This window comes from Brevundimonas sp. G8, from assembly GCF_902506205.1.
Classification (GTDB): domain Bacteria; phylum Pseudomonadota; class Alphaproteobacteria; order Caulobacterales; family Caulobacteraceae; genus Brevundimonas.
The window spans coordinates 2,988,484-3,015,258 of record NZ_LR732816.1 but is presented as its reverse complement, the minus strand read 5'-3'; the positions used below and the strand labels follow the sequence as shown (position 1 = coordinate 3,015,258).

At 66.2% G+C, this 26,775-nt stretch carries 25 protein-coding genes; 8 read left to right on the top strand and 17 right to left on the bottom strand.

From position 1 onward, the window contains the following. Window positions 1–5: 5 nt before the first annotated feature. The gene (gene tpiA / locus CHRYSEO8AT_RS14535; RefSeq protein WP_159851198.1) at window positions 6–758 is read right to left on the bottom strand and encodes a triose-phosphate isomerase; all 753 of its coding nucleotides are present in this window, start codon (window positions 756–758) and stop codon (window positions 6–8) included. A 152-nt stretch (window positions 759–910) separates the two neighbouring features. Here tpiA and CHRYSEO8AT_RS14530 point away from each other — a divergent pair, with 152 nt between their 5' ends. Both CHRYSEO8AT_RS14530 and trpE read left to right on the top strand, forming a co-directional pair. Further along, on the top strand, window positions 911–2,818 hold the full coding sequence (locus CHRYSEO8AT_RS14530) for a peptidylprolyl isomerase (protein WP_159851196.1): 1,908 nt from the start codon (window positions 911–913) through the stop codon (window positions 2,816–2,818). Continuing rightward, entirely contained in the window at window positions 2,815–4,323 is a 1,509-nt protein-coding gene (gene trpE, locus CHRYSEO8AT_RS14525) for an anthranilate synthase component I (protein WP_159851194.1), read from the top strand. The genes CHRYSEO8AT_RS14530 and trpE overlap by 4 nt, the downstream gene beginning before the upstream one ends. On the opposite strand, the gene CHRYSEO8AT_RS14520 is transcribed toward trpE, so the two are convergent. Next, on the bottom strand, window positions 4,320–4,523 hold the full coding sequence (locus tag CHRYSEO8AT_RS14520; protein ID WP_236547551.1) for a peptidoglycan-binding protein: 204 nt from the start codon (window positions 4,521–4,523) through the stop codon (window positions 4,320–4,322). The genes trpE and CHRYSEO8AT_RS14520 overlap by 4 nt on opposite strands. 88 nt (window positions 4,524–4,611) lie before the next feature. Here CHRYSEO8AT_RS14520 and CHRYSEO8AT_RS14515 point away from each other — a divergent pair, with 88 nt between their 5' ends. The 4 genes from CHRYSEO8AT_RS14515 (at window position 4,612) to lexA (ending at window position 7,857) form a co-directional block, all read left to right on the top strand. Continuing rightward, window positions 4,612–5,202, top strand: coding sequence for an aminodeoxychorismate/anthranilate synthase component II (locus CHRYSEO8AT_RS14515; RefSeq protein WP_159851192.1), 591 nt, complete (start codon window positions 4,612–4,614; stop codon window positions 5,200–5,202). Window positions 5,203–5,204: 2 nt separating this feature from the next. Continuing rightward, window positions 5,205–6,242 carry an anthranilate phosphoribosyltransferase gene (gene trpD, locus CHRYSEO8AT_RS14510; protein ID WP_159851190.1) on the top strand — a complete coding sequence of 346 codons (1,038 nt, stop codon included), beginning with the start codon at window positions 5,205–5,207 and terminating at the stop codon, window positions 6,240–6,242. Beyond that, window positions 6,239–7,033, top strand: coding sequence for an indole-3-glycerol phosphate synthase TrpC (trpC, locus tag CHRYSEO8AT_RS14505; protein ID WP_159851188.1), 795 nt, complete (start codon window positions 6,239–6,241; stop codon window positions 7,031–7,033). The genes trpD and trpC overlap by 4 nt, the downstream gene beginning before the upstream one ends. A 128-nt stretch (window positions 7,034–7,161) precedes the next feature. Next, a complete protein-coding gene (lexA, locus tag CHRYSEO8AT_RS14500; RefSeq protein ID WP_159851186.1) occupies window positions 7,162–7,857 on the top strand; it encodes a transcriptional repressor LexA in 696 nt (231 codons plus the stop codon). On the opposite strand, the gene CHRYSEO8AT_RS14495 is transcribed toward lexA, so the two are convergent. Further along, on the bottom strand, window positions 7,838–9,955 hold the full coding sequence (locus CHRYSEO8AT_RS14495) for a ComEC/Rec2 family competence protein (protein WP_159851184.1): 2,118 nt from the start codon (window positions 9,953–9,955) through the stop codon (window positions 7,838–7,840). The genes lexA and CHRYSEO8AT_RS14495 overlap by 20 nt on opposite strands. A gap of 67 nt (window positions 9,956–10,022) precedes the next feature. On the opposite strand from CHRYSEO8AT_RS14495, the gene gltX reads away from it, so the two are divergent. Both gltX and gltA read left to right on the top strand, forming a co-directional pair. Beyond that, window positions 10,023–11,438: a glutamate--tRNA ligase gene (gene gltX / locus CHRYSEO8AT_RS14490; protein WP_159851182.1), complete on the top strand. Its 1,416-nt coding sequence runs from the start codon at window positions 10,023–10,025 to the stop codon at window positions 11,436–11,438. 66 nt (window positions 11,439–11,504) lie between these two features. Beyond that, window positions 11,505–12,806 (top strand): citrate synthase, encoded by a 1,302-nt coding sequence (gene gltA, locus CHRYSEO8AT_RS14485; protein ID WP_159851180.1) that lies wholly within the window; start codon window positions 11,505–11,507, stop codon window positions 12,804–12,806. A 63-nt stretch (window positions 12,807–12,869) separates the two neighbouring features. On the opposite strand, the gene CHRYSEO8AT_RS14480 is transcribed toward gltA, so the two are convergent. The 14 genes from CHRYSEO8AT_RS14480 to pyrH are packed head-to-tail and all read right to left on the bottom strand — an operon-like array spanning window position 12,870 to window position 26,655. Then, a complete protein-coding gene (locus CHRYSEO8AT_RS14480; protein ID WP_159851178.1) occupies window positions 12,870–13,808 on the bottom strand; it encodes an FUSC family protein in 939 nt (312 codons plus the stop codon). Window positions 13,809–13,864: 56 nt separating this feature from the next. Next, a complete protein-coding gene (gene lpxB / locus CHRYSEO8AT_RS14475) occupies window positions 13,865–15,034 on the bottom strand; it encodes a lipid-A-disaccharide synthase (protein ID WP_159851176.1) in 1,170 nt (389 codons plus the stop codon). Then, complete coding sequence (locus CHRYSEO8AT_RS14470; RefSeq protein WP_159851174.1) at window positions 15,031–15,870, bottom strand: LpxI family protein; 840 nt, start codon at window positions 15,868–15,870, stop codon at window positions 15,031–15,033. Before CHRYSEO8AT_RS14470 ends, lpxB begins: the two co-directional genes overlap by 4 nt. Further along, window positions 15,867–16,655: an acyl-ACP--UDP-N-acetylglucosamine O-acyltransferase gene (lpxA, locus tag CHRYSEO8AT_RS14465; protein ID WP_159851172.1), complete on the bottom strand. Its 789-nt coding sequence runs from the start codon at window positions 16,653–16,655 to the stop codon at window positions 15,867–15,869. The genes CHRYSEO8AT_RS14470 and lpxA overlap by 4 nt, the downstream gene beginning before the upstream one ends. Next, a complete protein-coding gene (gene fabZ, locus CHRYSEO8AT_RS14460) occupies window positions 16,655–17,131 on the bottom strand; it encodes a 3-hydroxyacyl-ACP dehydratase FabZ (RefSeq protein WP_159851170.1) in 477 nt (158 codons plus the stop codon). Before fabZ ends, lpxA begins: the two co-directional genes overlap by 1 nt. Window positions 17,132–17,133: 2 nt before the next feature. Beyond that, window positions 17,134–18,147, bottom strand: coding sequence for a UDP-3-O-(3-hydroxymyristoyl)glucosamine N-acyltransferase (gene lpxD / locus CHRYSEO8AT_RS14455; RefSeq protein WP_159851168.1), 1,014 nt, complete (start codon window positions 18,145–18,147; stop codon window positions 17,134–17,136). A 7-nt stretch (window positions 18,148–18,154) separates the two neighbouring features. Further along, on the bottom strand, window positions 18,155–18,754 hold the full coding sequence (locus CHRYSEO8AT_RS14450; protein WP_159851166.1) for an OmpH family outer membrane protein: 600 nt from the start codon (window positions 18,752–18,754) through the stop codon (window positions 18,155–18,157). A gap of 32 nt (window positions 18,755–18,786) precedes the next feature. Beyond that, the gene (gene bamA, locus CHRYSEO8AT_RS14445; protein WP_159851164.1) at window positions 18,787–21,228 is read right to left on the bottom strand and encodes an outer membrane protein assembly factor BamA; all 2,442 of its coding nucleotides are present in this window, start codon (window positions 21,226–21,228) and stop codon (window positions 18,787–18,789) included. Between the two features lie 29 nt (window positions 21,229–21,257). After that, window positions 21,258–22,475: an RIP metalloprotease gene (locus tag CHRYSEO8AT_RS14440; RefSeq protein WP_159851163.1), complete on the bottom strand. Its 1,218-nt coding sequence runs from the start codon at window positions 22,473–22,475 to the stop codon at window positions 21,258–21,260. A gap of 27 nt (window positions 22,476–22,502) precedes the next feature. Further along, window positions 22,503–23,699 carry a 1-deoxy-D-xylulose-5-phosphate reductoisomerase gene (gene dxr / locus CHRYSEO8AT_RS14435; protein ID WP_159851161.1) on the bottom strand — a complete coding sequence of 399 codons (1,197 nt, stop codon included), beginning with the start codon at window positions 23,697–23,699 and terminating at the stop codon, window positions 22,503–22,505. Continuing rightward, window positions 23,696–24,514 carry a phosphatidate cytidylyltransferase gene (locus tag CHRYSEO8AT_RS14430; protein ID WP_159851159.1) on the bottom strand — a complete coding sequence of 273 codons (819 nt, stop codon included), beginning with the start codon at window positions 24,512–24,514 and terminating at the stop codon, window positions 23,696–23,698. Before CHRYSEO8AT_RS14430 ends, dxr begins: the two co-directional genes overlap by 4 nt. After that, window positions 24,514–25,287 (bottom strand): polyprenyl diphosphate synthase, encoded by a 774-nt coding sequence (gene uppS, locus CHRYSEO8AT_RS14425; protein WP_159851157.1) that lies wholly within the window; start codon window positions 25,285–25,287, stop codon window positions 24,514–24,516. Before uppS ends, CHRYSEO8AT_RS14430 begins: the two co-directional genes overlap by 1 nt. 37 nt (window positions 25,288–25,324) lie before the next feature. Next, window positions 25,325–25,882 carry a ribosome recycling factor gene (frr, locus tag CHRYSEO8AT_RS14420; RefSeq protein ID WP_135195906.1) on the bottom strand — a complete coding sequence of 186 codons (558 nt, stop codon included), beginning with the start codon at window positions 25,880–25,882 and terminating at the stop codon, window positions 25,325–25,327. 38 nt (window positions 25,883–25,920) lie between these two features. Further along, window positions 25,921–26,655, bottom strand: coding sequence for a UMP kinase (gene pyrH, locus CHRYSEO8AT_RS14415; protein WP_159851155.1), 735 nt, complete (start codon window positions 26,653–26,655; stop codon window positions 25,921–25,923). Between the last annotated feature and the right edge of the window lie 120 nt (window positions 26,656–26,775).

Sequence of the window (26,775 nt, the reverse complement as noted above, 5' to 3'; positions counted from 1 at the left end):
AAACGTCAGGCGGCGGCTTTGACGATGGGCATGAAATCTTCGGCCTTTAGAGATGCGCCGCCGACCAGAGCGCCACCGACTTCCGGCGTGGCCAGGATGTCAGCAGCGTTCTCGGGCTTCACCGAGCCGCCGTACAGGATGGGCGCAGTTCGTGCGCTCTCGCCCAACCGCTTGACCATGGCCGCACGGATGGCGGCGTGGACCTCGGCGATCTGCTCCAGCGTGGGCGTCAGACCGGTCCCGATGGCCCATACAGGCTCATAGGCCACGGCGAAGTCGCGCTCGGACAGCCCTGTCGGCAAGGAAGCCTCGACTTGGGCGGACACCACAGCGATGGCATCGCCCGCCTCGCGTTGCTCCAGCGTTTCGCCGACGCAGACGATGGGCTCCAGCCCCGCAGCGATGGCGGCTTCGACCTTGGCGGCGACACCCGCATCGGTCTCACCAAAGGCGGCCCTGCGCTCCGAATGTCCTAGAATCACGACGGTCGCGCCCGCATCGGCAAGCATTTCCGCCGACACCGATCCAGTGAAGGCGCCAACCGGCTTCTCATGGCAATCCTGACCGCCCACGGCGACGCCGCTTCCGGCCAACGCCGTGCGCATCCGGTCGATCAGTGTGGCCGGCGGGCACAGGACGACCCTATGCCCCTGCCCCGCTGCGCCGACGGCCTCCCTTATCGATTCCGCCTGCGCCAAGGCGGCCGACAGGCCATTCATCTTCCAATTGCCGACGATCAACTTCACGGATTGTTTCATGGCCGCCTGTCTAGAAGGCGAAAACCGCGAAGCCAAGGGGCCGCGCCGCAATCCGGACATCATGCCGTCCTTGCAGCAGCGTGCCCGGCCCGACTATACGCGTCGACTGACACCAACATCGGCCCCAATCTCGGCCAGTCTCGGGTTTTCGAATGCTCACCGCCTTCCGCGCCTTCTCTCGATCCAAATGGGCGGCCGCCCTCCTTGTCCTGATCGCGATCAGCTTCGTGATCGTCGGCGCGCGCATGGACGTGTTCTCGAACCTGGGTCCGAAGCACGTGATCGACGCGGGCGACCGCTCGATGAACGAGTTGGAGTTCCGCACGGCCTTCGATCAGGTCCGCGAACGTCTGCAGCAGCAGGTCGGTCGGCCTCTGACGAACCAGGAACTGGTCGCCGAGAACATCCATACCCGGTTCCTGACCGAGCAGACCCAGCAGCTGGGCTTCCTGAACTGGGCTTGGAAGGCGGGCATCCGTCCCGGCAAGGAACTGATCGTCAAGCAGATCCGTCAGATTCCGGCCTTCTTCAACTCGGTCACCGGCCAGTTCGACCAACAGGCCTATGAGGCCGCCCTGGCCCAGCAGAACCTGACCCCGGCCATGCTGGAACAGGACCTGCGCGACCAATACGTCACCGAACATTTCGGCGCCGCCGTCTTCGCCGGCGCCCGCGTGCCCCGCATCTATGGCGCGCTGCTGGCCGGTTCGGCCTTCGAAAGCCGCGACGGTCGCTGGTTCGAGGTCACGTCTGCAATGGCGGGCCAGATCCCTGCCCCGGCCGATGCCCAGTTGAACGCCTTCATTCAGGAAAACGCCGAGCGCCTGCGCGCGCCCGAGTTCCGCATGGTCTCCGTCGTCCTGTTCACGCCTGAAGCCTCGGCCGCGACGCCCATCACGGATGAGCGTATTCGCGAGCGTTTCGAGTTCAAGAAGGACACTCTGGGCAAGCCCGAAACCCGCACCTTCGTCACCTTGACTGCGCCGAACCGTGAAGCGGCCCAGAAGATCGCCGCCGCCCTGCGCGCCGGCCAGTCGCCCGCCGATGCCGGCCGCGCCAACAACGTCACACCGGCCACCTTCGATGCGACGCCGCGCTCGGCCATCGGCGACGCCGCGACCGCCGGCGCCGTGTTCGGCCTGCAAGCCAATCAGGTCTCCGATCCGGTCCAGGCCGGTGTCGGCTTCGCGGTGGCCAAGGTCACCGCCATCCAGCCCGCTGCGCCCGCGACGCTGGAAAGCGCACGTGAAGAACTGATCCAGGAACTGCGCGCCGAAGACGTGAAGACCCAGACCTACGCCAAGGTCGAGAAGTACGAAGCCGCCCGCACGGCTGGCAAGAACCTGGCAGACGCTGCCCGTGAAGCCGGCGGCCGTGTGGTCGACCTGCCGCCCTTCACCCGCGACGGCAAGCTACCCAACGGCCAAGCGCTCAATGCCCCGCCGCAAATCTTCGAGACGGCCTGGGGCCTGACCAAGGGCGGCGAAAGCGACGTGATCGACGCTGGCCAAGGCCAGTATTTCGCCGTGCGTGTGAACGACATCCGTCCTTCGGCCCTGCCGACCCTGGCCGAGGTGCGCGAGCCCTTGGCCGCCCAATGGATCCAGCGCGAGACGATGCGTCGCCTGTCGACCAAGGCCGAGGAACTGACCACCCGCGTTCGCAACGGCGAGGACATCGCCGCCGTCGCTCGTTCGGTCAATGCGCCCCTGACAGTCCGCACCGGGGTCGTCCGCAACCAGGCCACGCAGGACTCGCTGGGCCAGGGTGTGCTTCAGGGCCTGTTCGGCCAGTCCAAGGGCCAGGCCTTCTCGCAACCCGCGTCGCAGACCGCCTACGTCGTCGGTCGTGTGGACAACGTCCTTGCCGCCAATCCCGCCGTCGCAGGTCCGCTGGCCGAACAGGTTCGTCCGCGCCTGACGCAGGAACTGGTTCAGGCCATGGTCGAGACGTCCTTCGCCGCCGGCGCCCAGCGCTCCAAGGCCAAGAACGACCCGGTTCAGGCCCGTTCGGCCTTGGGCCTGTCGGCCGACGCGACACCCGCCGCCCCGGCGCAATGACCGAGGCTGCGTCTGGGGAAGCCGCCTTCGCCGTCGGCCTTTCGGCCGGTCGGCCGCAGGTGGTGGTGCGCCGGATCATCGACGACCTGGAAACACCCGTCTCGGCCTATCTGAAGCTGGGTCGCGACCGGCCTTACGCGTGCCTGCTGGAATCGGTCGAGGGCGGCGCAGTCAAGGGTCGCTATTCGATCCTGACGTTGGACCCGGACGTCGTCTGGCGCTGTCGTTCGAACGCGGCCGAACGGTCGCGCGGGCCGGCCATCGCCGAGGGCCGGTTTACGCCCGAAGCACTGCCGACGCTGCAATCGCTGCGCGCCCTGATCGCGGCGTCGAAGTTCGACCTGCCCGATGGCCTGCCGCCCATGGCCGCCGGCCTGTTCGGTGTCTTCGGCTATGACATGGTGCGCCTGCTAGAGCCGCTGGGCGCGCCCAACCCCGATCCGCTGGATCTGCCGGACGCCGTTCTGACCCGTCCGTCACTGGTCGCCATCTTCGATTCCGTGCGCCACGAGATCGTTCTGGTCTCCGCCGCCTATCCCGATGCCGGTATCGCCCCGCGCGAGGCCTTCGACGCCGCCGTGGCGCGATTGGACGCCTTCGAAACCGCGCTGCGCGAGCCCTTGCCCGTCCGCGCAGCGCCGCAGGAAACGCCGGCGCCGACCTTCACCTCTTCCGTGGACGAAGCCGCGTTCGGCGAAATGGTCGCCGAAGCCAAGGACTACATCGGTGCCGGCGACATCTTCCAGGTCGTGCTCAGCCACCGGTTTTCGGCGCCGTGGACCGAAGATCCCTTCGCCTTCTACCGCTCCCTGCGTCGCCAGAACCCCTCGCCCTATCTGTTCTATCTGAACTTCGAGGGCTTCCAACTGGCTGGCTCCAGCCCCGAGATTCTGGTTCGGCTGAAGGACGGCGAGGTCACCATCCGCCCTCTGGCCGGCACCCGCATGCGCGGCGCGACGCCCGAGGCCGACAAGGCGCTGGAAATCGAACTGCTGGCCGATCCCAAGGAACGCGCCGAGCATCTGATGCTGCTGGACCTGGGCCGCAACGATGTCGGTCGGGTCGCCGCACCCGGCACGGTCGAGGTGACCGAGAGCTTCGTCGTCGAACGCTACAGCCAGGTCATGCACATCGTCTCCAACGTGCGCGGCAAGGCCGACCCCAGGCTGGACGCCGTAGACACCCTGCTGGCCGCCCTACCCGCCGGCACCCTGTCGGGCGCGCCCAAGGTGCGAGCGATGGAGATCATCGACGAGCTGGAGAGCGAGAAGCGCGGCGTCGGTTACGGCGGCGGCGTCGGCTATATCTCGGCCGGTGGCGAGGCGGACATCTGCATCACCCTGCGCACCGCCCTGTTCGCCGACGATCAAATCTTTGTCCAGGCCGGGGCCGGCGTGGTCGCCGACAGCGATCCTGTGGCCGAATACGCCGAGACCCAGCACAAGGCGCGCGCGCCGATGCGGGCGGCCGACGACGCCTGGCGCTTCCGCACCGGCAATCGTTAGCGCGTAACGGTCATTGTCGGATCGTCGAAGTGAACGCCGGGGCCAACGATGACGACGCCCGCCATCAGCACCGCCGCCGTCGCGGCGAATGCAGCCGCGCCCAGGGCGGCGACGGGGCTTGGCTTCGTCTCGACCACGACCAGCTTCGCCTTGGCGGCGGCGATCTTGGCGGCGATATCTTTTTCAGCGGCGAGTTTCACAGCCGCATTTATCTTCGGCTCGGGTTAAGATGCGCTTTACCGCCGCGCCCGCTTGGCGCGGACGCCTGTCGAGCCTAGAAGCCAAGCCATGATCCTCGTCGTCGATAACTACGACAGCTTCACCTACAATCTCGTCCACTACCTCGCGGAGTTGGGCGCGCCGACGCATGTGGTGCGCAATGACGACCTGACGGTGGACGAGGCGTGGGCGCTGAACCCCGCCGCCGTCCTGCTGTCGCCCGGGCCGTGCGCACCCGATCAGGCCGGAATCTGCCTGCCGCTGATCACGACCGCGCCGGCGTCGATGCCGATCCTGGGCGTCTGCCTGGGCCACCAGGCGATCGGCCAGGCCTTTGGCGGCGACGTAATCCGCGCCAAGACCCTGATGCACGGCAAGACCTCGCCGATCCTGCATGAGGGCCAGAGCGTCTTCGCCGGCCTGCCGTCGCCCTTCACCGCCACCCGCTATCATTCGCTGGCCGTTAAGCGCGAGACCCTGCCCGACTGTCTGGAGGTCACGTCCTGGACTGCCGATGGCGAGATCATGGGTCTGCAGCACCGAACCCGCCCGGTCCACGGCGTGCAGTTTCACCCGGAATCCATCGCCACCGAACACGGTCACGACATGCTGGCCAGCTTCCTAGAGATCGCCGGCGTGAAGCGCCTCGCGGCCGCCTGACGGTGGGGGAAGGATTCAAGCCGATCCTCGCCCGACTGGTCGAGGGCCAGCCGCTGACATCGCAACAGGCGCACGACTTCTTCGCCGCCTGCCTGCGCGGCGAGCCGACCCCGTCTCAGGTCGCCGCCGCCGTCACCGCCATGCGGATGCGCGGCGAGACGGTGGACGAAATCGCCGCCTTCGCCGGCGCCATGCGTGAGGCGGCGCTGACGCTGGATCATCCGTACGAGGTGATCGACACCTGCGGCACCGGCGGCGACGGCCAGCACACCTACAACATCTCCACCGCCGCCGCCCTCGTTTTGGCTGGCGCGGGCCTGAAGGTCGCCAAGCACGGCAACCGAGCTATGTCATCTAAATCAGGATCTTCCGATGTTCTGTCGATCCTGGGCGTGAACCTGATGGCGGATCAGGCTCAGCAGAGGAAGGCGCTGGACGAAGCCGGCATCTGCTTCCTGTTCGCCCCCGCCTATCACGGCGCCATGCGCCATGTCGGCCCTGTGCGGGCCGAGATCGGATTCCGCACCGTCTTCAATCTGTTGGGACCGCTTTCGAACCCGGCGTCTGCAAAACGCCAGGTCATGGGCGTATACGATCCTCGCCTGCTGGAGCCGTTGGCTGAAGTCCTAGGCCGTCTGGGTGCTACGCGAGCCTGGACCGTGCACGGCCAGGGCCTGGACGAGTTGGCGACCTCCGGATCGACGGAGGTCGCGGAATGGAAGGACGGCGCCGTTCGTCGCTTCCAGGTCACGCCCGAGAACGCCGGCCTGCCGCGCGCATCCATCGCAGACATCCGTGGCGGCGATGCAGAAGAGAACGCCGTCGCCCTACGCGCGCTGCTCGCGGGAGTCGCCGGCCCCTACCGCGACATCGTGCTGCTGAACGCCGCCGCCGCCCTCGTGGTATCGGACCGGGCGGCCGACCTTGCCGAAGGCGCTGTCCTCGCCGCCACCGCCATCGACGATGGCCGGGCCGCCCAGGCGCTGGAGCGTCTGGCCCGTATCACCTCCACGCCGCTGGAAAGCGAAGACCCCGCATGACCGACGTTCTGGACCGTATTGCCGCCTACAAGCGCGAAGACGTCGCCGCCCGCAAGGCCGCGACCTCGCAGGACGCGATCGAGGCGTTGGCACGCGCCGCGTCGGCACCGCGCGGTTTCCGTGCAGCCTTGGAGCGCATCGAGGAAGAGACCGGCCGCCCCGCCCTGATCGCCGAGATCAAGAAGGCCAGCCCGTCCAAGGGGTTGATCCGTCCTGACTTTGATCCGCCGGCCTTGGCCCGCGCCTACGAAGCCGGCGGTGCGACCTGCCTGTCGGTCCTGACCGATGGCCCCAGTTTCCAGGGCGACGACGCCTATCTCGGTCAGGCCCGCGAAGCGGTCGCCATGCCCTGCCTGCGCAAGGAATTTCTGGTCGATCCCTGGCAGGTCGCCGAGAGCCGCGCCCTGGGCGCCGACTGCATCCTGATCATCCTGGCCATGGTCGATGATCGGCTGGCAGCCGAACTGCTGTCCGAGGCCGAGCGCTTCGGTATGGACGCCCTGATCGAAACCCATGACGAGGAAGAGATGGCGCGCGCCTGTGCGCTGGGCGGCGATCTGGTCGGGGTCAACAATCGGTCGCTGCGCACCTTCGAGGTTGATCTGGAAGTCACCGAGCGCCTGTCGATGCTCAGCCCCGTCCGCGCCCTGCTGGTCGCCGAAAGCGGCATCTTCACGCCCGAGGACGTCGAGCGTGTCTCGGCCGCCCATGCCCAGGCCATCCTGGTCGGCGAAAGCCTGATGCGCCAAGCCGATGTCGAGGCGGCGACGCGGCAACTGCTGGCGGCCTGATCGCCTCCTAGCGTCACGCGGCGTTCCGGCGGCGTCGTTAAGTTGACATTAGGAAGGAACACTTACAGAACATCGACAAATGTTCACGGCCCGTTCCGATTCGTCGGCGGGCGCATGAGGGCCTGGCGATGCTCACGCGCAAGCAGCACGAACTGCTGATGTTCATCCACGAACGGATCCAGGAGACGGGCGTCTCCCCCTCGTTCGACGAGATGAAGGAGGCGCTGGACCTGGCGTCCAAGTCGGGCATTCATCGACTGATTACGGCGCTGGAAGAGCGCGGCTTCATCCGCCGTCTGGCCCACCGCGCCCGCGCCCTGGAAGTGACCAAATTGCCCGAGCAGGCCACCGCCGGCGCGCCGCGCGGCCGGGCCGGGTTCAAGCCAGATGTCATCGAAGGCGGCGGCGGCCGCGCCCTGGCGCCACTTGCGGCCAATGACACCCGAGAACTGCCGTTGATGGGCAAGATCGCCGCCGGCACGCCGATCGACGCCATCGAACACGAGACGGCACGCTATCCGGTTCCGGAATCCATGCTGGGTTCGGGCGAACATTATCTGCTCGAGATCGAAGGCGATTCGATGATAGAGGCGGGTATTCTGAACGGCGACATGGTGGTCATCAAATCGACCGACAACGCCTCCTCGGGCGAAATCGTGGTGGCGCTGGTCGAAGGCGAACATGCGACGCTGAAGCGGCTTCGCAAGAAGGGCGCCTCCATCGCGCTGGAGCCTGCCAACCGCAACTACGAAACCAAGATCTACGGCTCGGATCAGGTCGCCGTTCAGGGCAAGCTGGTCGGCCTCATGCGCCGCTATCACTGACCTCCGGGTTCGGCTGGCGTGCCCAGGGGCGGTCGCCCCGCACGTCGGCCGTCCAGACGGCGCGCCATCGGTCCGGTTCGACCGCACTGTCACGCCATAACTCCACCGCGCCACCTCGGGCGAAATCGACGCCGTCGAGCAGCAGGCGATCTTTGCAGACGCTCGGGATCGACGTGACGACCGCACGCACGCTAACGACTGGCGCGGCGCGGCATAACGTCTCCATCTGATCCAGACTCGGGGCTCTGCGACCCCACCAGATCGCAACGCGTCCAGCCTGTTTATCCTCAGGCCGACAAGAGAAGCGGTCGCACACCCAGCCCGTCTCCGACCGATCCGCCATGGTCAGGCCGCGCCGTCGCGACCACAGATCGACGGCAAATTCTCGCACGCCGGGCCTGACGACAATCGCCTCCTCCTCGCGATGAAACGCAGCGTTTGTCCCGCCGTCGCCAATCCACAGATCCGGCGTCGGCGCGCGCGGCCAGACCAGCACCGCCGCCGCCAATGGCAGGCCCAACCACCTCAGCCGCCCCTGCCACAGACACACGAACAGCACCCCCAGAAAGGCGATCGGCAGGACATAGTCCGGCGCACTGGCCACCGTCCGCACCGCCCCCGGCAGTCCCGCCGTCCAGGTTCCGATCGCCAGCATCAGATCGACGCCCCATCCCGCGACCGCCAGGAAAGGCCCGCCCAGTCCCAGCGGCTCCAGCGCCGCGCCGATGGCCAGGGCCGGCATCAGGATGAAGTCGGCCACGGGCGAGGTGCCCAGGTTCGCCAACAGCCCGTACATGGCCGTGCGATTGAAATGCTGCATGGCGAACGGCCCGGTCGCCAGCCCCGCCACGACACTGGCCGCGACGGCCGCCGTCAGCCAGCCGCAGAACCGCTGGACCGCCAGGATCGGCCACGGAGCGGAGATCTCGCGGGTTCGCTTGGGCCAGGCCTCGACCAGGGCGACCAATGCAGCGGTCGCGGCGAACGACATCTGAAAGCCCGGCGTGACGATGGCTTCCGGCTGGACCGCCAGAACGATGAAGGCCGCGACCGCCAGCCCGTGCATCGTCACCGCCTGCCTATCCAGCAGGATGGCCAGAAAGGCGATGGAGGCCGTAATCGCCGCGCGTTCGGCGGGTGGTGGCGCTCCAGACACCACCAAATACACCCCGACCGCAGTCAAACCGGCCACCGCCGCGACCTTCTTGCCCGGAACACGCAGCGCCAGCCAAGACCAGGCCGCCACGCCCAACCTCACGGCGAAGAACACGAAGCCGCCGACGATGGCCATGTGCAGACCCGACACCGACAGGATGTGCGCCAGGCCGGAATCCCGCATCACATCCATGTCTTCCTGGCTGATCCACGTTTCGTGACTGGTCGTCATGGCGGCCGCGATCCCACCCGTCCGCTCGCCCAGGCGCGCCACAATCCGTTCCGCCAAGGCATAGCGCGCACCATTCACCGCCATCGCCAGCCTTAATCGCCAGGACGCCGGCGCAAGATCTGCGCGTCGCGTCTCTCCCAGCGCGAAGGCCACGCCTCCCATGCCTTGGAAGAAGGCGTTGCGCCCGAAATCATAGGCGCCGGGGCTGGCCGGCGCCGGTGGCGGATTGAGGATGCCGAACAGGCGGATCGCCTCGCCGGGCCTGGGCGGTTCACCCCGCACCGTCGCCCGCAAACGCACGGGCGTCTGTTCGGGCGTCATCCCGCGTATCCAGACCGGCGCGATCACGATCCGCGCGCCCCTTTGGCCAGGACTGTCGACGTCCACGACCCAGGCCTCGATCACGGTCGGTTCGCTCAATGCGGGCGCAATCGGTGCGGCGACCATTTCGGTGCGGACCTTGGCGGCCGCCAAACCCCCGGCGACGCAGGCCAGCATCAACAGAGGCCAGGTCAAACGCCGCGCCCATCCCCGTCGCCTCGCCGTGATCCAGGCCGCTAAGGCGAAAGTGGCGCCCATCAACAGAGGCCACAACGCCGGCTCGGAGCGCAGGGCGAAATAGATTGCGGCGCCGGCGCCGAACGCGACCGGCGCCCATAGCCGCCATCGCAGAGTTTGCGCCGCGACCTGGTCGTCCAACCACGCGCGCAATCGTGCGCCGGGGGTAGGCTTTGCCGCGTCGGAGCGTATAAGGGCCTCGCTTACGGACCCCTCGCCTATGACCTCACCTTCCTCGACTGTCGTCACCCGCTTCGCCCCCTCGCCGACAGGCTATCTGCATATCGGCGGAGCGAGAACCGCTTTGTTCAACTGGCTGTACGCCAAGAGACACGCTGGACGTTTCTTGATCCGTGTCGAGGACACCGACCGCGAGCGCTCCACCGACGAGGCGGTGAAGGCCATCTTCGACGGCCTCAGCTGGCTAGAACTGTTCGCCGACGAAGAGCCGGTGTTCCAGTACAGTCGCGCCGACCGCCACCGCGAGGTGGTCGATCAACTGCTCGAAACGGGCCACGCCTATCGCGACTTCACATCGGCCGAAGACACCGGCCGCCTGCGCGACGAAGCCAAGGCCGAGAAACGCACCTTCGAATCGCCTTGGCGCGACCGCGAGCCCACGGTCGATGACCTGGCCCTGCCCCACGTCGTGCGCTTCCGCCGCCCCATGGCGACGACCGTCACCGTCGCCGACGAGGTTCAGGGTTCGGTCAGCTGGTCGACCGACTATCTGGACGACTTGGTGCTGCTGCGCTCGGACGGCGCGCCGACCTATAATCTCGCTGTGGTCGTCGATGACCACGACATGGGCGTGACCCACGTCATTCGCGGCGACGACCACCTGAACAACGCGGCTCGTCAGAGCCTGATATATGACGCCCTAGGTTGGGCACGTCCGACCTTCGCTCACATCCCGCTGATCCACGGTCCCGACGGCGCCAAGCTGTCGAAGCGTCATGGCGCCCAGGCGGTGCATGAATACGCCGAGATGGGCTATCTGGCCGAGGCCATGCGCAACTACCTGGCCCGCCTGGGCTGGGCGCATGGCGACGATGAACTGTTCAGCGACGCCCAGGCGGTGGAATGGTTCGATCTCGCCGGCATCGGCAAGGCGCCGGCCCGGCTGGACTTCGACAAGCTGGCTCACGTCAATTCGCACTGGCTGCGTCTCGCTGACGACGAGCGCCTGGCCAAGCTGACGCTTGATGCGCATCTGCAAAAAGGCCACGTTCTTGCGGAGGCCGACGAAGCTGGGCTTCAACGCGCCATGCCCTTCGTCAAGGACCGCGCCAAGACGGTGCTGGACCTGGCCGAACAAACGGCTTTCGTGATGAAATCCCGTCCTCTAGCCATCGACGAAAAGGGTCAGGCCCTGCTGAGCGGCGAGACACTGGAGCGCCTCGGTCGGCTGCGTGATCGGCTGGCGCTGTTCCAGTCCTGGGACGTTTTCGCACTGGAAGCCGAGCTCAAAGCCTTCGCCGAATCCGAGGGCGTTGGCTTCGGCAAGATCGGCCCGCCGACGCGTATGGCCCTTACCGCTGGGTCAACATCACCTGATATTGCGCGAACTTTGTCGGCTCTTGGGCGCGACGAAAGTCTCGGGCGCTTGGATGATGCGCTGCAACAGACTAAGTGATCACCCACAAACCAAAAAGCGGCCGACGCCTCCCCGCGCCTGGACGTATGATGCAAAGGGGCATTCATGACTGAACAAGCCAAAACCGCCGGCTCGGCGACCCTGTCCTTCGAGGACAAGACCATCGAGTTGCCGGTCCTTTCGGGCTCCACCGGCCCGGACGTCATCGACATCCGCAAGCTCTATGCGGGAACGGGCGCCTTCACCTTCGATCCCGGCTTCACCTCCACGGCCGCCTGCGAATCGGCCCTGACCTATATCGACGGCGACGCCGGCGTGCTGCTGCACCGCGGCTATCCGATCGACCAACTGGCGTCGAAGTCGAACTTCGTCGAGGTCTGCCACCTGCTGCTGCACGGCGAACTACCGACCGCCGCCCAGTACGAGAAGTTCGAGAACAGCATCACTACCCACACGATGCTGCACAGCCAGTTCGATCGCTTCTTCGAAGGCTTCCGCCGCGACGCCCACCCGATGGCGATCATGGTCGGCACCGTCGGCGCGCTTTCGGCCTTTTATCACGACAGCCTGGACATCCATGATCCGGTGCAGCGGGACATCTCTGCCATCCGCCTGATCGCCAAGATGCCCACCATCGCGGCCCGCGCCTACAAATACCATATCGGCCAGCCGTTCGTGTCGCCGCGCAACGACCTGTCCTATGCCGAGAACTTCCTGCGCATGTGCTTCGCCGTGCCGGCCGAGGATTACCACGTCGATCCGGCCCTGGTTCGCGCCATGGACCGCATCTTCACCCTGCATGCCGACCACGAACAGAACGCCTCGACCTCGACCGTGCGTCTCGCCGGTTCGTCGGGCGCCAATCCGTTCGCCTGTATCGCCGCCGGCATCGCCTGCCTGTGGGGCCCTTCGCACGGCGGCGCCAACGAAGAGGCGCTGACCATGCTGAAGCAAATCGGCACCCCGGAAAACATCCCGGAGTTCATCCAGGGCGTGAAGGACCGCAAGTACAAGTTGATGGGCTTCGGCCACCGCGTGTACAAGAACTACGATCCGCGCGCCAAGGTTATGCAGCAGTCGGCCTATGAAGTGCTGGCCGCCACAGGCCGCGAGAACGACCCGCTGTTCCTGGTCGCCAAGGAGCTGGAGAAGGTCGCCTTGTCGGACGAATACTTCACCTCGCGCAAGCTGTTCCCGAACGTCGACTTCTATTCGGGCATCACCCTGTCGGCGATGGGCTTCCCGACCACCATGTTCACCGTCCTGTTCGCCTTGGCCCGCACCGTGGGCTGGATCTCGCAGTGGCAGGAAATGATGGCCGATCCCTCGCAGAAGATCGGCCGCCCGCGCCAGCTCTACACGGGCCCGACCGAGCGCGATTACGTGCCGATCGAACAGCGCGGCTGATCGACAGCCTCAAGTCTGAACTGCAGAACGCCGGGGAGCCATCCCCGGCGTTTTTCTTTGCCGTCAGACCAGCTTCAGATCGGCGAACCGCGCGGCCAAATCATCCAGGTCGCGGTGCATGTGGGCGACGCCGATGGCGGCGGCGCCCAAGGCCATGTCGTCGCCCTCCACGGCCATGGACAGGGCCAGGCTCTGGTCGATCGGCCCCATCGGCTGCGCCGCCTTGCCGCGGGACAAGGCCTCCAGCTGCTCCACTGCCCGCGCGGCGTCCTGAGACCAGGGATCCAGCCGCGCGCCTGCGCCCTCGGCCTGAAAACCACGCCCCAGGATGACGATGTCGCTGCGTACCCGCCAGAAGGCGCGCGCCAAGGCGGCGCGGTCGGCGGTCTCACGCTGGGGTCCAGGCAGATCGATCACGTTCTTGGCCGCCTGACCCAGCGCATCCAGCCGTCGTTTCAGATCGGCATGGCGGCGGGTGATTTCGAACGCGTCCGCAGGATCGCCTTTGGATATCAGGGCCAGCAGCGCCGCCGCTTCCCCCGCCGCCTCGCGGGCCTGCAGCTTGAAGGATTGACGAGCGTGGCGCGGAAACAGCGCAAGGATGGCCATCACACCGACGCCGCTGCCGACCAGGATCTCCATCACGCGGTCCAGCGCCAGCGACGCCGGCCCTTCCGCCCCGGTCCCGCCCGCGATGACGATGGTCGCCGTCACCGGCGCAATCTTCAGCCAGGGGCGCCCAGCGCCCAGAAAGGCCAGAACCGCCGTGGATGCGGCGATGCTGAGCGCCATGCTCTCCATCCCCGGCGGCCGCAGGAAGGCGAAGATCGCCCCGGCAAACGCCCCCGTCACCGTGCCAATGGCCCGGTCGCGCGCGATGTTCAGGACCCCGCCCCCGACACTGGCCTGAATGACCACGATGGCGGAGATCACGCTCCAATAAGGATGAGGCAGGTTCAGCCACGTCGCGAGATAGAGCGCCGCCATGGCGCCTGTCGCCATCTGCAAAGCGGCCCGGACTTCTGCGGCTCGTCGGGGACTAAGCGCTCTGGCCACCGTCAGGCCCGTGTTTTTGAAGCGATGACCTTCAGCACGGCGTCCGCCGCCAGTTCCGACGGGTCCGGCCCGCCGCGTCCCATCAGATCCAGCGCCGCCGTCTGGCGTCTTGCCTGTTCGGCCGCCATGGCTGGATCTGTCAGTAACCGGCCGACCGCCGCCGCCAGTATAGCCGGTGTCGCCTCATGCTGGATGAACTCCGGCGCGATCCGGTCGTCGGCGGCGATGTTGAACAACGTCACGTGTTTCGCCGTCACCAACCGCTTCATCAACTGATAGCTCAACCCGTCGATCTTGTAGGCGATGACCATGGGCGCGCCGGCCAGGGCCAGTTCGGTGGAGACTGTGCCGCTGGTGGCCAAAGCCACCGTCGCGGCACGCATGGCGTCGTACTTTTCGGCCTCGTCCACAAGGTGTACCCGAAACGGCCAGGCGGCGACCCTTCCAGCCACATCCTTGGCGACGGTTCCGGCAGCGACGACGGCGATTTCCAGCGTCGGATCGATAGCCTTCAACTTGCCGATCGCCGCCTCATAGACCGGCGTCATTCGCGTGATCTCGCTAGGGCGGCTGCCCGGAAGCACCAGCAGCAGTTTGGTGTCGGCGGCTATGCCACGTCGCGCACGGAAGGCCGCACCGTCGGCGCCCTCTACATCGACGTGCAGGGCGGAAGAGCCGACCACGGTCGTCGACAGCCCTTCCCGCTCGAACCAAGGCGCGTCGAAGCTGTAGAGCGCCAGCAGATGATCCACCGCACCTGCCAGCGTCCTGGCCCGGCCCGGCCGTGACGCCCACACCTGAGGCCCGACGTATTTGATCAGAGGCACATCAGGGCGCGCGGCGCGGATGGCTTTGGCGACACGGATCGTGAAGCCCCAGCTGTCGATCAGGACCACGGCGTCGGGCTTTTCTCGCTCTGCCAGCGCAGCCGTCTCCTCGACGCGGCGCTTGACCTTGCCATAGGCGCGCAGGCCCTCGATCCAGCCCAGGATCGACAGTTCAGCGATGTCGAACGGGCTGGCGATACCTTCGGCCGCCATCTGGGGACCGCCGACACCGACGAAGGTCACCTCCACACCCAGCCGCGTCTTCAGCGCCTTGGCCAAGCCGGCTCCGAGCGCATCGCCCGAAGCCTCGGCCGCCACCAGCATGATCTTCAGCGAACGGCTCATCGCGCTTCGCCCCAGACGAACAGGCCCAGCCTGTCCGACGCCGCAATGATTGCTGCGCGGTCGATGAGGATCAGGTGTCCCGCCACCCCCCCGATGCCCGCCAGACCCGCCGCCGCCGCCATCTCGACCGTACGTGGACCGATCACCGGCATGTCCACCCGCAGGTCCTGGATCGGCTTGGGCGCCTTGCCCAGCGCGCCCTTGCGGTCACCGGTCGAGCCGCGCAGATCGGCTGGCAGTCCCGCGACCCGGCTCAGCATGGCGTCGGTCCCCTCTTGAGCCTCGACCGCCAGCACTAGGCCGTCACACACGACCGCGCCCTGACCGATGTCCAACTCACCTGATTTTTCAGCGATATGCAGCGCTTTCTTCAGATCAGCCAACTGCTCCGGCGTCGGCGAAACGGCGCCCAAGGCTCCAGCAGCCAGTATTTCTCCACCCAGGACGTCGTCGGCCCCCTCGACGGCGAAGCCCTCGGCTTCGAACACCGACAGGATCTTGCGCAGCAGGGCGTCATCGCCCTTTGTCGCCGCCGCCACGATGCCGGGCAACAGGGTCGCGCCCTTGAAGTCGGGCTTCAACGTCTTGAAGTCGGGTCGGTTGACGATGCCCGCCAGACAGACGGTCGTGCAGCCCTCGGTCTTCAGCGCCTTCAAGATGGCGCCGATCTGGGCCATGCCGAACTCGGCGCCCGGCCAGCGGATCAGGTGGGGATCGGCGAACCCGGCCAGACGGATCAGAAAGACAGGCCGCCCCTCGGCATCGCACCGCGCCGCCACCGCCGCCGGCAGGTCGCCGCCGCCGGCGATCAGGCCCAACTTGCCGGAACCGGTCATTCCGCGTTCGGCAGGCACAGCGGACGCCGCCCGCCGTCGCGGATAAAGGCGACGATCTCCATGATCTCAGGCAGGTCGGCATAGGTCTGCGCCACCTCGTCGATCCGCCCGGCGAACTCGCCCTGGCCCTCGAACAGGTCGCGATAGGCCGCCAGCAGCCGCCGCACCTGGTCCTTGCCGTAGCCCTTGCGCTTCAGCCCGATCAGGTTCAGCCCGCGCAGTCGCGCGTGATTGCCCCAGGCCGAGCCATAGGGGATGACGTCGCGGGTCACGGCCGCCAGGCCGCCGATGATCGCCCCCTGCCCCACGCGCCCGTTCTGATGCACGGCGCACAGGCCGCCCAGGAAGACCTTGTCGCCGACCTGGGCATGTCCGCCCAGGGTGGCGTTGTTCGCCATGACCACATTGTCGCCGACTACACAGTCGTGGCCGACGTGGGCGCCGGTCATGAACAGGTTGTTGGCGCCGACCACGGTCACGCCCGTCCCCTGCGGCGTGCCCCGGTTTAAGGTGCAGTGTTCACGGATCAGGTTGTTTTCGCCGATTTCCAACCGCACCGGCTCGTCTTTGTAGCCGTTATGCTGGGGGTCGCCGCCGATGACCGCGAACGGATGGATCACCGTCCCGGCGCCCACCGTCGTGTCCTGCTGGACCACCACATGGCTGACCAGACGCACGTTCTCGCCCAGCACCACGTTCGGTCCGACCGTGCACCAAGGCCCGACCTGGACCCCGTCGACCAGGGTCGCCGTGGCGTCGATCAGGGCGGTCGGGTGGATGGTCATCAGGCCGCGGGCTCCGGTGCTGGAACCGGTACGGTCACGACCATAGCCATGAATTCGGCCTCGGCCGCCAGCTTTCCATCGATGAAGGTCTCGCCGCGGAACTTGTAGGCGTCGCCCCGCGCCTTGATCACCTTGACCTCCATGCGCAGCTGGTCGCCCGGCCGCGCGGGCTTGCGGAAGCGCACGCCGTCGATGGACATGAACATGATGACCTTGTCGGCTACGGCCACATCCAGGGTCTTGGACATCAGCAGGGCGCCGGTCTGGGCCATGGCCTCGACGATCAGCACGCCCGGCATGACGGGATCGATGGGGAAGTGGCCCGGGAAGAAGGGCTCGTTGTGGGTGACGTTCTTGATGCCGACGATTGAGGTGCGCGGCACGAATGCCTCAGCCTTGTCCACCAGCAGGAAGGGATAGCGGTGCGGCAGCCGCCGCATCACCTCGGCGTAATCGATCTTGCCGTCTTCGCTCATCCCTATGATTCCTTCGGGGCCTTCTTTGAAGAGGCCTGTTTGGCGAGCCAGATCGTCTCGCGCAAGAACTGTCGGATCGGACGGGCCGGATAACCGGACCAGGTCTCACCCGCCGGAATGTCGGCCAACACCCCCGCGCCGGCCGCCACGCGCGCGCCCTCGCCGATGGTGATGTGGTCGCCGATCCCCGCCTTGCCGCCGAAGATGACGTTGTCACCGCTGGTGACCGACCCGGAAATTCCCGTGTTGGCGGCCATCAGATTGTTGCGGCCAATGACGCAGTTGTGGCCCACCATGACCAGATTATCGATCTTAGTGTTCTCGCCGATGACCGTGTCGTCATAAGCGCCGCGGTCGATGCAGCTGTTGGCGCCGACCGTCACCCCGTCCTGCAGGATGACGCGGCCCAGCTGTGGAATGTCCATGGCGCCGGCGGCGGTTCCAGTGGCGCCGAAACCCGCCTCGCCGATCCGCGCGCCCGCATACAGTTTCACCCGGTCGCCGATCAGGGCGAAGCCGACCGTGACGTTCGAACCGACCACGCAGTCGCGGCCGATCTGAACGCCCGGCGCGATAACGCTGTTTGCGCCGATACGGGACCCGCGACCGATACGGACGCCCTTGCCCAGGACCGCGCCCGGTTCGACCACGACGCTGTCGTCCTCGGCTGCTTGGTCGCGCGTGATCGCCGCGTCGAACAGGATGGGGCGATGCAGCAGAAGCGACGCCTTGGCCCAGGAGGCCTGAGGCGTTCGCGAGACGATCACGGCGGCGTCTGAAGGCGCTGCCTCGGTGGCCTCGGCCGGCACGATGACGCAGCCGGCCTTTGTCGCCGTCAGGGCCGAGGCGAACTTGCGATCGCCCAGAAACGCGATCGCGCCCCCGTCCGCAGAGGACAGAGGCGCGACGGAGGCGATTATGCGATCCCCACCCCGCGCGACCTCACCGCCGATCTGCACCGACAGGTCGGCGACGCTGAGGGGCGACAGGGTTTCGAAGAAGCGAGGATCCGGCATCGGCGACTTAGTTGGCGGCCGCCGGTTGCGCTTGCGTCTGAGCCGGAACCGGCAGGCGGTTGAAGCTCAGGGTCGGCAGGGCGGTGTTCAGGCGCTGGATCGCCAGGTCGGTCACGTCCATGGCCGGGTTCATCATGAAGACGCTCTCGCGGTCGAGCAGCAGGCCGCAGCCCTTTTCTTGATACAGGGCCGTCAGGATCGGCGAGACGGCTTCGGTGATGGCCTGGCGCTGCATGCCCAGGGTGTAGCGCAGCTCGTTTTCGCGGGTGGATTCCAGCTGTTGAGCTTCCTGCGCGCGCTGTTGCAGAGCCTGACGGCGCTGTTGCAACTGGTCGGCCGGCAGGCTGGAGCCCGACGTTTGAAGCTGCTGGGCCTCGGTCTGGATCTGCGTGGCGTAGGGTTGCAGCTCGCCCTGAACTTCCTGGGCCAGTTGCTGCATGCGCGCTTCGACAGCCTGGCCGGCCGACGACTGGGCCAGCAGACGCGCGTTGTAATAGACGCAGACGCCAGGGATGACCGGGCCAGGGTTGGCCGGCGCCTGTTGCGCCGAAGCGGCGGTGGCGATGAGCGAAGCGGCGGCGGTCGCCGCAATGATCAGAGCTTTCATGGGGTTTCCTCGTGCGGTCGAAAAAGCCGCGATTAGAACTGGGTGGAGGTCGAGAAGCGGAAGGATTCCGTCTTGTCGTAGTCTTCCTTGGACAGCACCTTGGAGATGTCGAAGCGGATCGGCCCCATCGGCGACTTCCAGTGAATGCTGATGCCTGCCGACGCGCGCAGAGACAGCTCATCGGCGATATTGGTGTTTTCGGTGCCCGTGGCCGTCAGCTTGTAACGGTCGTCGAGCACGCCCAGCGTACCGACGTCGGCGAACAGCGAGGTCTTGATGCCGTACTGTTCGGGCAGATAGTTCGGCAGCGTCAGCTCTACCGTGCCGACAGCGTAAAAGTTGCCGCCCAGCGAGTCGGTCGTGTTCAGGTCGCGAGGGCCCATACCGGCCGTCTCGAAGCCGCGGAAGCTGTTGCCGCCCTTAAAGAAGCGGTCGTTGATGCGGATCGGGTCGCCATTCCAGCCGCTGATATAGCCGGTCGACCCCTGAACGCTGACGACCCAGGCGGGCGTAAAGCCATAGTACCAGCTCGCGTCAGCCTCGGTCTTCACATAGTTCACGTCGCCGCCGAGACCGGCGAGATCCTGACGCAACGAGCCCGCCCAGCCGCGCGTCGGGCGGACCGGATCGTTGGTGTAGTTCATCTGCAGCGTATAGCCGGCGGACGAGTTGATGAAGCTGCCGATCTGGTCGCAAAGGGCCGACGAGCCCTGTCCTGCCGTGGAGCAGAATCCCGTCGGCACGATGATCTCGTCCGACTTCAGGAAGTAGCGGGTGCTGAGCAGCATATTGCCGTTCAGCGGATAGGACAGACGCAAGCCCGCACCGGTCGAACGATAGTCGTACGACGAATATTGGCTCAGGTCATAGCGGGAGTGGAACAGGTCGAAGCCGGCGCGCAGGTCGCGGCCAAGGAACTTCGGCTCGGTGAAGCGGAAGTCTACCTGCTGGCGCAGCGAACCCCATTCCAGACGCGCCACGACATTCTGGCCGCGTCCGCGGAAATTCCGCTCGGAGATGCCCAGGTTGACGGTGAAGCTATCGACCGAGCTGAAGCCCGCGCCCACCGACAGTTCGCCGGTCGGCTGTTCCTGGACGTTGACGTTGATGACCGACCGGTCCGGCGCGCTGCCACGTGTCTCCTCGACCGTCACGTCCTTAAAGAAGCCCAACGCACGCAGATTGTTGCGCGACCGCTCCATCAGGGCGCGGTTGAAGGCGTCGCCTTCGGTCAGCAGCAGTTCGCGACGGATGACCGGGTCGATGGTGCGGGTGTTGCCCACCACATTGATGCGGTCGATATAGACCCGCTGGCCTTCCGACACATTGAAGGTCACGTCCACCGTGTCGGTGTCGGGATTGGCCTTGTAGGTCGGGTTGATCTCGACGAAGGCATAGCCAGCCGAACCGGCGGCGAAGGTCAGGGCGTCGACCGCCTGCTCGATCTTGTCGCTCTCGTACAGATCGCCCGAACGGATCGGGATCAGCCGTTGCAGGAAGTCGGCGTTCAGTCGGTCGTTCTGGGTGACGACCTTGACCTCGCCGAAGTTATACTTGTCGCCTTCGTTCAGCGTCAGCGACAGCTGGAACGCCTGATCGTCGGGCTGCAGCTCAGCAACCGACGAAACGACGCGGAAATCGTAATAGCCACGGTTGGTATAGAACTTCCGCAGCTGCTCCTGATCGTATTCCAGACGGTTGGGGTCGTAGTTGTCGTTGTTGGAAAAGAACTTCCACCAGGTGGACTTCTCGGTGACCATCACGCCGCGCACGTCGCGATCCGAGAAGGCCTGGTTGCCCAGGACGTTGATCGCGCTGATGCCGGTCTGCGGACCTTCATTGATCTCGAAGATCACATCGACGCGGTTCTGCTCAAGCTGAACCAGCTTGGGCGTCACGGTCGCGGAAATACGGCCTTGCAGACGATAAAGCTCCACGATGGCGCCGACATCTTCCTGGACCTTGGCGCGAGTATAGATGCCGCGCGGCGACAGGGTGACTTCCTTGGTCAGCTTGTCCTTCGAAAGGGCCTTGTTCCCTTCGAACACCACCTGGTTGATGATGGGATTCTCGACGATCTGAACGATCAGGTCGCCGTTCTGGATGCCAAGTTGAACGTCGGCGAACAGGCCGGTGCGCGACAGGGTGCGCACGGCGACGTCAAGCACCGAAGCGTCCACCGCGTCGCCGGGACGGATCGGCAGATAGGACAGGACCGTCGTCTGGTCGATCCGCTGTGCGCCCTGCACGATGATGCGGTTGATCGTGATCGTCTGCGGCGCAGCAATCTCGACGCGCGGATCGGCGTTTGCGGCAGGCGCTTGCGGCGTTGTCGTCTGAGCCGGCGCAGGTGTCGGCGTGGCGGGCGCGGTCTGAGCCAGCGCAGGCGCGCCGAGCCCGGCGGCGACCGCCAGAGCCAGCAGGCTGGAGCGGGCGCTTAGTCGAACGGCGGCGCGAGAGGTCATGTCATTCATTCGGGAAACCATCGGGGGCTGGCGTCGGCTCACGAGACGAGCCCGCCGAGGAATTGGAAGAGGTTGAGCTTCTGTAGGTCGTTCCACGTCGCGAACAACATAAATCCCGCCAAAAGCGCAAGACCTGCACGATAGCCCATCTCCTGGAACCGCGCCGACACAGGCTGCCTCGCCACGGCTTCGTAGCCGTAGAAAAGCAGATGCCCGCCGTCGAGGATCGGGATGGGAAGTAGGTTTAGAAAGCCGATTCCGATCGAAAGTATGGCGGCCAAGGTTGTCAGCGTCAGGATCAGGTTGATGGCGATGGCGCTCGGCGCCGGATTGGCCTCGACCGCAGCGGTCGTCAGCGACCCCGTCGCCTTGGCAATGCCCAGCGGTCCGCTGAACTGATCGCCCGACTCGCGACCGGTCACAAGACGCCCGAGATAGGTCAAAGTCGAACCGATCACGTCGCCGGTCTGGCGCACGCCTTCGACCACGGCGCCAACCGGGCCGTAACGAACATGGCGCACATCGCCGGCCGACGACCCCAGGCCCAGGCCAATACGACCGACCTTGACCCGTCCGGCGATGGGGTCGTTCTCTTCGCGGCGTTCGGGCGTGGCGATCAGTTCCACCGGCTGCCCGGCGCGTTCGACGGTGAAACGGACAGGATCGCCGGTGGAGAGCATGACGGTGCGCGTCACCGCGCTGCCGTCCTTGATGGGCTTGCCGTTCACGTCGGTGATCAGGTCGCCGACCTGGAAGCCGGCGGCGGCTGCGGGCGATCCCGCCTGAACCTGAGCCACGCGGGCGGGGCGCAACGAAACGCCCACGGCCATGAAGACAACTGCAAAGATCGTGATGGCCAGGATGAAGTTGGCGACCGGACCGGCCGCGACGATCAGCGCGCGCTGCCACACCGGCTTGAAGTGGAAATAGTCGCGCTCGGCGCCGGGTCCGCGCTCGGCCACCACCCTCTGGCGCAGTTCGTTCAACCCCGCCTGATCCGGCACGCTGGAGGCGTCGAGGTCGCCAGAGAATTTCACATAGCCGCCCAGAGGCAGCCAACCCAGCCGCCATTCGATGCCGTGGCGATCGGTGCGGCTGAACACAGCCTTGCCGAAGCCGACCGCGAAACGGTCCACCTTCACGCCAAAGGCGCGCGCGACGAGGAAGTGACCCAGTTCATGGATGGTGACGATGAACGTCAACACCAACAGGAACGAGGCGATTGAGATCAGGACCTGACCCAGGACGCCCAGCATTCGAAAATCGTCTCCCCTGGCCTGCTATCAGGCCGCGTTCGCAAGACCGGCGATGACGGTTTCGGCCATTCGACGCGTCTCGGCATCGACCGAAAGGGCCGCACCGCAGGCATCTCCAGAACCGAAAGCCATCCCCGCTTTCGTCGCACACTCAAGGGTTTCGGCGACGACTGCGGCAATATTGAGAAAGGCCAGCTTGCGGTCAAGAAATGCAAAGGCCGCGACCTCGTTGGCGGCGTTGAAAACGGCGGGCGTCGCGCCGCCTGCTTTCAGCGCCTGACGGGCCAAATCCAGGGCCGGAAAACGCAACAGATCGGGTGCCTCGAACGTCAGACGGCCCAGTACCGCCAGATCCAGCTTGGGCGCGGGCCAGGCGATACGGTCGGGCCAGGCCAGGGCGCAGGCGATGGGCGTGCGCATGTCGGGCGGCCCCATCTGGGCCAGCGTCGAACCATCCACATATTCCACAAGGCTGTGGATGATCGATTCGGGGTGCACCACCACGTCGATTCGGTCCTGCGGCATATCGAACAGATAGGCCGCCTCGATCATCTCCAGGCCCTTGTTGGCCATGGTGGCGCTGTCGACCGAAATCTTGGCCCCCATGCTCCAGTTCGGATGCGCCACCGCCTGTTGGGGCGTGATGCCGATCATCCGTTCGCGCGGGGTCTGTCGGAAAGGTCCGCCCGAAGCAGTCAGGATCAGCCTGGACACCCGCTCGGGCGCTTCGGCCGGAAAGACCTGAAAGATGGCGGAGTGCTCGGAATCGACCGGAATCAGCCGCCCCCCTGCCCGCTTGACCCGTTCGATCAGGGCCGGTCCGCAGCAGACCAGGCTTTCCTTGTTAGCCAGCGCCAGGGTCGCCCCGGTGGCCGCCGCCGCCCAGGCCGACTTCAATCCCGCTGCGCCGACGATGGCGGCCATGATCCAATCGACCGGCCGCGTCGCCGCCTCGACGATGGCGGCGTCGCCTGCGGCGACCGCTATGTCCGTACCGGCCAAGGCGTCTCGCAACTCTTCCAGCCGCGCCGGATCGGCGGTGACCGCCACTTTCGGACGCCAGCGTCGCGCCTGCTCGGCCAGTTTGGCGATGTTGGCCCCGCCGGTCAGCGCCTCGACCTCGAAAGCGCCAGTCCCCGTGGCCTCGGCCTGATCCATCAGGTCCAGCGTCGAAGCGCCGACCGACCCGGTTGAGCCCAGCACCGTGACGCGACGCCGGATCACGCGCCGCGCTCCAATAACAGGACGATCAACCGCCCGGCCGCGACCACGACGACCGCGAACATCAGGCCATCGACCCGGTCCAGCAAGCCGCCGTGCCCCGGAATGGTGTTGCCGGCGTCCTTGACCCCGAACCGGCGCTTCAGGCCCGACTCCCACAAGTCGCCGCCCATGGTCGCCAAGGCCGCCGCCAGCCCCAGAACCGCACCCCAGAATATGGTCAGTCGGCCCATGTCGAACCACGCAGTCATGGCGGCGCCGGCCACGGCCCCCGCCAGAATGCCGCCGATGAAGCCCGACCAGGTCTTGTTGGGCGAATAGCGCGGCCAAAGCTTGGGACCGCCGAACGTCGAACCTGCCAGATAGGCCAGAATATCCGCCGACCAGGTCACGGCGAAGACCAGCGCCGTCCAATGGAGACCCACCGGGCTCTCACCGTCCCGGAGCCAGATCAGCAGGATCGAAGGCCAGCCGAGATAAAGAACACCGTAGGCGGCGTCGATCGCCTGTTGTCCGCGCTGTCGGGCGAGAAGGCCCGCCGCCGCAGCGCCGAACACCAGGATGACGAAAGCCACCGACATGACGCCGAAGTAGGCGCTGACGACGGAGGCGACGACCGCAAGAGCGACGGCCAAACCGATAGGACGAGGAGCTCTAGGCGCGCTCATTGCGCCCCATTCGAAGGCGAGAACGACGGCGGCGACGACCACCAGCGCCAGGAACCACACACCGCCGAACCAGGTCGCGGCGACAGCCGCCGGCGCCAGCACGGCGGCGGAAGCCGCCCTCAACGCAATATCACGCCCCTTGACCGCCATCAGGCCGTAGCGCGCACGGGGGCGACCTCTCGACCGCCATAGCGACGGTCGCGTTGACCAAAGGCGGCGATCGCCTCGGCCAGAGCCTTGGGGCCATAGTCGGGCCACAGGATGTCCTGGAACACCAGTTCGGCGTAAGCGGCTTCCCACAACAGGAAGTTCGACAGGCGCTGCTCACCGGACGTGCGCACGATCAGATCCAGCGGCGGCGAACCCGCCGTCGCCAGCCCGGAGGTCAGGACTGCCTCGGTGATCGGTTCGGCCGTCTCCCCCGCCAGGACCCGTTCCATGTGCCGCCGCGCGGAGTCCACCAGATCGGCCCGGCCGCCATAGTTGAAGGCGACCTGCAGCAAGAAGCGGTCGTTATGCGCCGTCTGGGCCTCGGCCCTTTCGATGATGGCGGCGATGTCTCCAGGCAGACCTTCGCGACGGCCCAGGATTCGCAGACGCACGCCCGCTTTCGCCAGACGCGCAAGGTCGCTCGCCACATAGGTTCGAACCAGCCCCATCAGGTCGGACACCTCGTCCTCGGGCCGGCTCCAATTCTCCGTCGAGAAGCCGAACACGGTCAGGCAATTGATGCCCAGGTCCGGCGCCGCCTGGATCGTGCGCTTCAGCGCCTGCACGCCCTCGCGATGGCCCAGGGCGCGCGGCAGGCCCCGCGCTTTCGCCCAGCGGCCGTTGCCGTCCATGATAATGGCGACATGACGCGGCCCATCGGGACCCCGTCCTTGTGGGCGTTGGCCAGAAGGCGCGGCGCTGTCTGCCGTCATCTCTCGTGCGATCCCTTCAGGGCCAAGCCGTTTCGCCTCAGACCTGCATGATCTCTTGTTCTTTGGTCTTCAAGGCCTCGTCGATGCGCTTGATGGCCGCGTCGGTTTCCTTCTGGACCTCGGTCTCCATCTTCTTCTGCTCGTCCTGGCTGATCTCGCCGGCCTTCTCGGCCTTCTTCAGGTCGTCGTTGGCGTCGCGACGGACGTTGCGGACCGAAATCTTCTGCTGCTCGGTGTATTTTCCGGCCAGCTTGACCAGATCCTTGCGGCGTTCCTCGGTCAGCGGCGGCACGGGGATGCGCAGCGTCTGGCCGTCGACGATGGGGTTCAGGCCCAGGTTCGCGTTACGGATCGCCTTCTCGACGGCGACAACCATGCCCTTGTCCCAGACGTTGACGCTGATCATGCGCGGCTCGGGCACGCTGATGGCCGCGACGGCGCTCAGCGGCGAGGCCGAGCCATAGGCTTCCACCCTCACGGGCTCAAGCAGGCCGGCATTGGCGCGTCCGGTCCGCAGGCCGCTGAACTCTTCCTTCAGGGCGGTCACAGACCGTTCCATGCGGTCGCGATAGGTCTTCAGTTCAGGCTTTGCCATGGTCTTGGTCTCTCTTGTCTTTCCTGGTCAGCAGACGTTCAAGCGACGTCCTGAATGACCGTGAACGTGCCTTGGCCGGTCAGGGTCCGGCGCAGCGAGTTGTCTTCCCGAATGGAGAAGACCACGATCGGGATGCCCGTGTCGCGCATCATGGCGATGGCCGAGGCATCCATGACCCGCAGATCCTTGGCCAGAACATCCTGATAGGTCAGGGTCTCGTAGCGGGTGGCGGTCGGATCCTTTTTGGGGTCGGCGGTATAAACGCCGTCCACGCTGGTGCCCTTCAGCAGGGCGTCGCAGCCCATTTCAGCGGCGCGCAGCGCGGCGCCCGAGTCTGTCGTGAAGAAGGGCGCGCCGACGCCGGCGGCGAAGATCACCACCCGTCCCTTTTCCAGATGACGCAGGGCGCGACGGCGGATGTAGGGTTCGGCGATGGCGGCCATCGGAATGGCGCTCTGCACGCGGGTCGAAACGCCGATCTTCTCCAGCGCCGACTGCATCGCCAGGGCGTTCATGATGGTCGCCAGCATGCCCATATAGTCGGCCTGGGCGCGTTCCATGCCCGCCGCCGCCTTGGACAGGCCCCGGAAGATATTGCCGCCGCCGATGACCAGGCAGATTTCGACGCCTTCGGCCGCCACGTCTGCGACCGACTTGGCGACCGCATCGACGGTGTTCATATCGACGCCGAACGACTGATCGCCCATCAGCACCTCGCCGGACACCTTCAGCAGGACGCGTTTGTAGCGGAAGGTCGAGGTGGCGTCGGGCATGCGGGACGGTCCGTTTGACTGCGGCGCCATTGAATCAGGCGACTTCTTATAGACGAAGGGCGCGCCAGCCATCAAAGCCGAACGCGCCCTTCTGATACAAAACCCTCACGAATGAGGGGA

Coding starts and splice junctions, on each gene's coding strand:
- CHRYSEO8AT_RS14515 (WP_159851192.1), top strand. CDS start 4,612: ATGATCCTCGTCGTCGATAACTACGACAGCTTCACCTACAATCTCGTC.
- CHRYSEO8AT_RS14430 (WP_159851159.1), bottom strand. CDS start 24,514: ATGGCGGTCAAGGGGCGTGATATTGCGTTGAGGGCGGCTTCCGCCGCC.
- trpE (WP_159851194.1), top strand. CDS start 2,815: ATGACCGAGGCTGCGTCTGGGGAAGCCGCCTTCGCCGTCGGCCTTTCG.
- lpxB (WP_159851176.1), bottom strand. CDS start 15,034: ATGAGCCGTTCGCTGAAGATCATGCTGGTGGCGGCCGAGGCTTCGGGC.
- CHRYSEO8AT_RS14450 (WP_159851166.1), bottom strand. CDS start 18,754: ATGAAAGCTCTGATCATTGCGGCGACCGCCGCCGCTTCGCTCATCGCC.
- CHRYSEO8AT_RS14480 (WP_159851178.1), bottom strand. CDS start 13,808: ATGGCGACAGGCGCCATGGCGGCGCTCTATCTCGCGACGTGGCTGAAC.
- CHRYSEO8AT_RS14440 (WP_159851163.1), bottom strand. CDS start 22,475: ATGCTGGGCGTCCTGGGTCAGGTCCTGATCTCAATCGCCTCGTTCCTG.
- CHRYSEO8AT_RS14530 (WP_159851196.1), top strand. CDS start 911: ATGCTCACCGCCTTCCGCGCCTTCTCTCGATCCAAATGGGCGGCCGCC.
- bamA (WP_159851164.1), bottom strand. CDS start 21,228: ATGAATGACATGACCTCTCGCGCCGCCGTTCGACTAAGCGCCCGCTCC.
- lexA (WP_159851186.1), top strand. CDS start 7,162: ATGCTCACGCGCAAGCAGCACGAACTGCTGATGTTCATCCACGAACGG.
- uppS (WP_159851157.1), bottom strand. CDS start 25,287: ATGACGGCAGACAGCGCCGCGCCTTCTGGCCAACGCCCACAAGGACGG.
- trpC (WP_159851188.1), top strand. CDS start 6,239: ATGACCGACGTTCTGGACCGTATTGCCGCCTACAAGCGCGAAGACGTC.
- lpxD (WP_159851168.1), bottom strand. CDS start 18,147: ATGCCGGATCCTCGCTTCTTCGAAACCCTGTCGCCCCTCAGCGTCGCC.
- tpiA (WP_159851198.1), bottom strand. CDS start 758: ATGAAACAATCCGTGAAGTTGATCGTCGGCAATTGGAAGATGAATGGC.
- lpxA (WP_159851172.1), bottom strand. CDS start 16,655: ATGACCATCCACCCGACCGCCCTGATCGACGCCACGGCGACCCTGGTC.
- CHRYSEO8AT_RS14470 (WP_159851174.1), bottom strand. CDS start 15,870: ATGACCGGTTCCGGCAAGTTGGGCCTGATCGCCGGCGGCGGCGACCTG.
- pyrH (WP_159851155.1), bottom strand. CDS start 26,655: ATGCCCGACGCCACCTCGACCTTCCGCTACAAACGCGTCCTGCTGAAG.
- gltX (WP_159851182.1), top strand. CDS start 10,023: ATGACCTCACCTTCCTCGACTGTCGTCACCCGCTTCGCCCCCTCGCCG.
- frr (WP_135195906.1), bottom strand. CDS start 25,882: ATGGCAAAGCCTGAACTGAAGACCTATCGCGACCGCATGGAACGGTCT.
- fabZ (WP_159851170.1), bottom strand. CDS start 17,131: ATGAGCGAAGACGGCAAGATCGATTACGCCGAGGTGATGCGGCGGCTG.
- gltA (WP_159851180.1), top strand. CDS start 11,505: ATGACTGAACAAGCCAAAACCGCCGGCTCGGCGACCCTGTCCTTCGAG.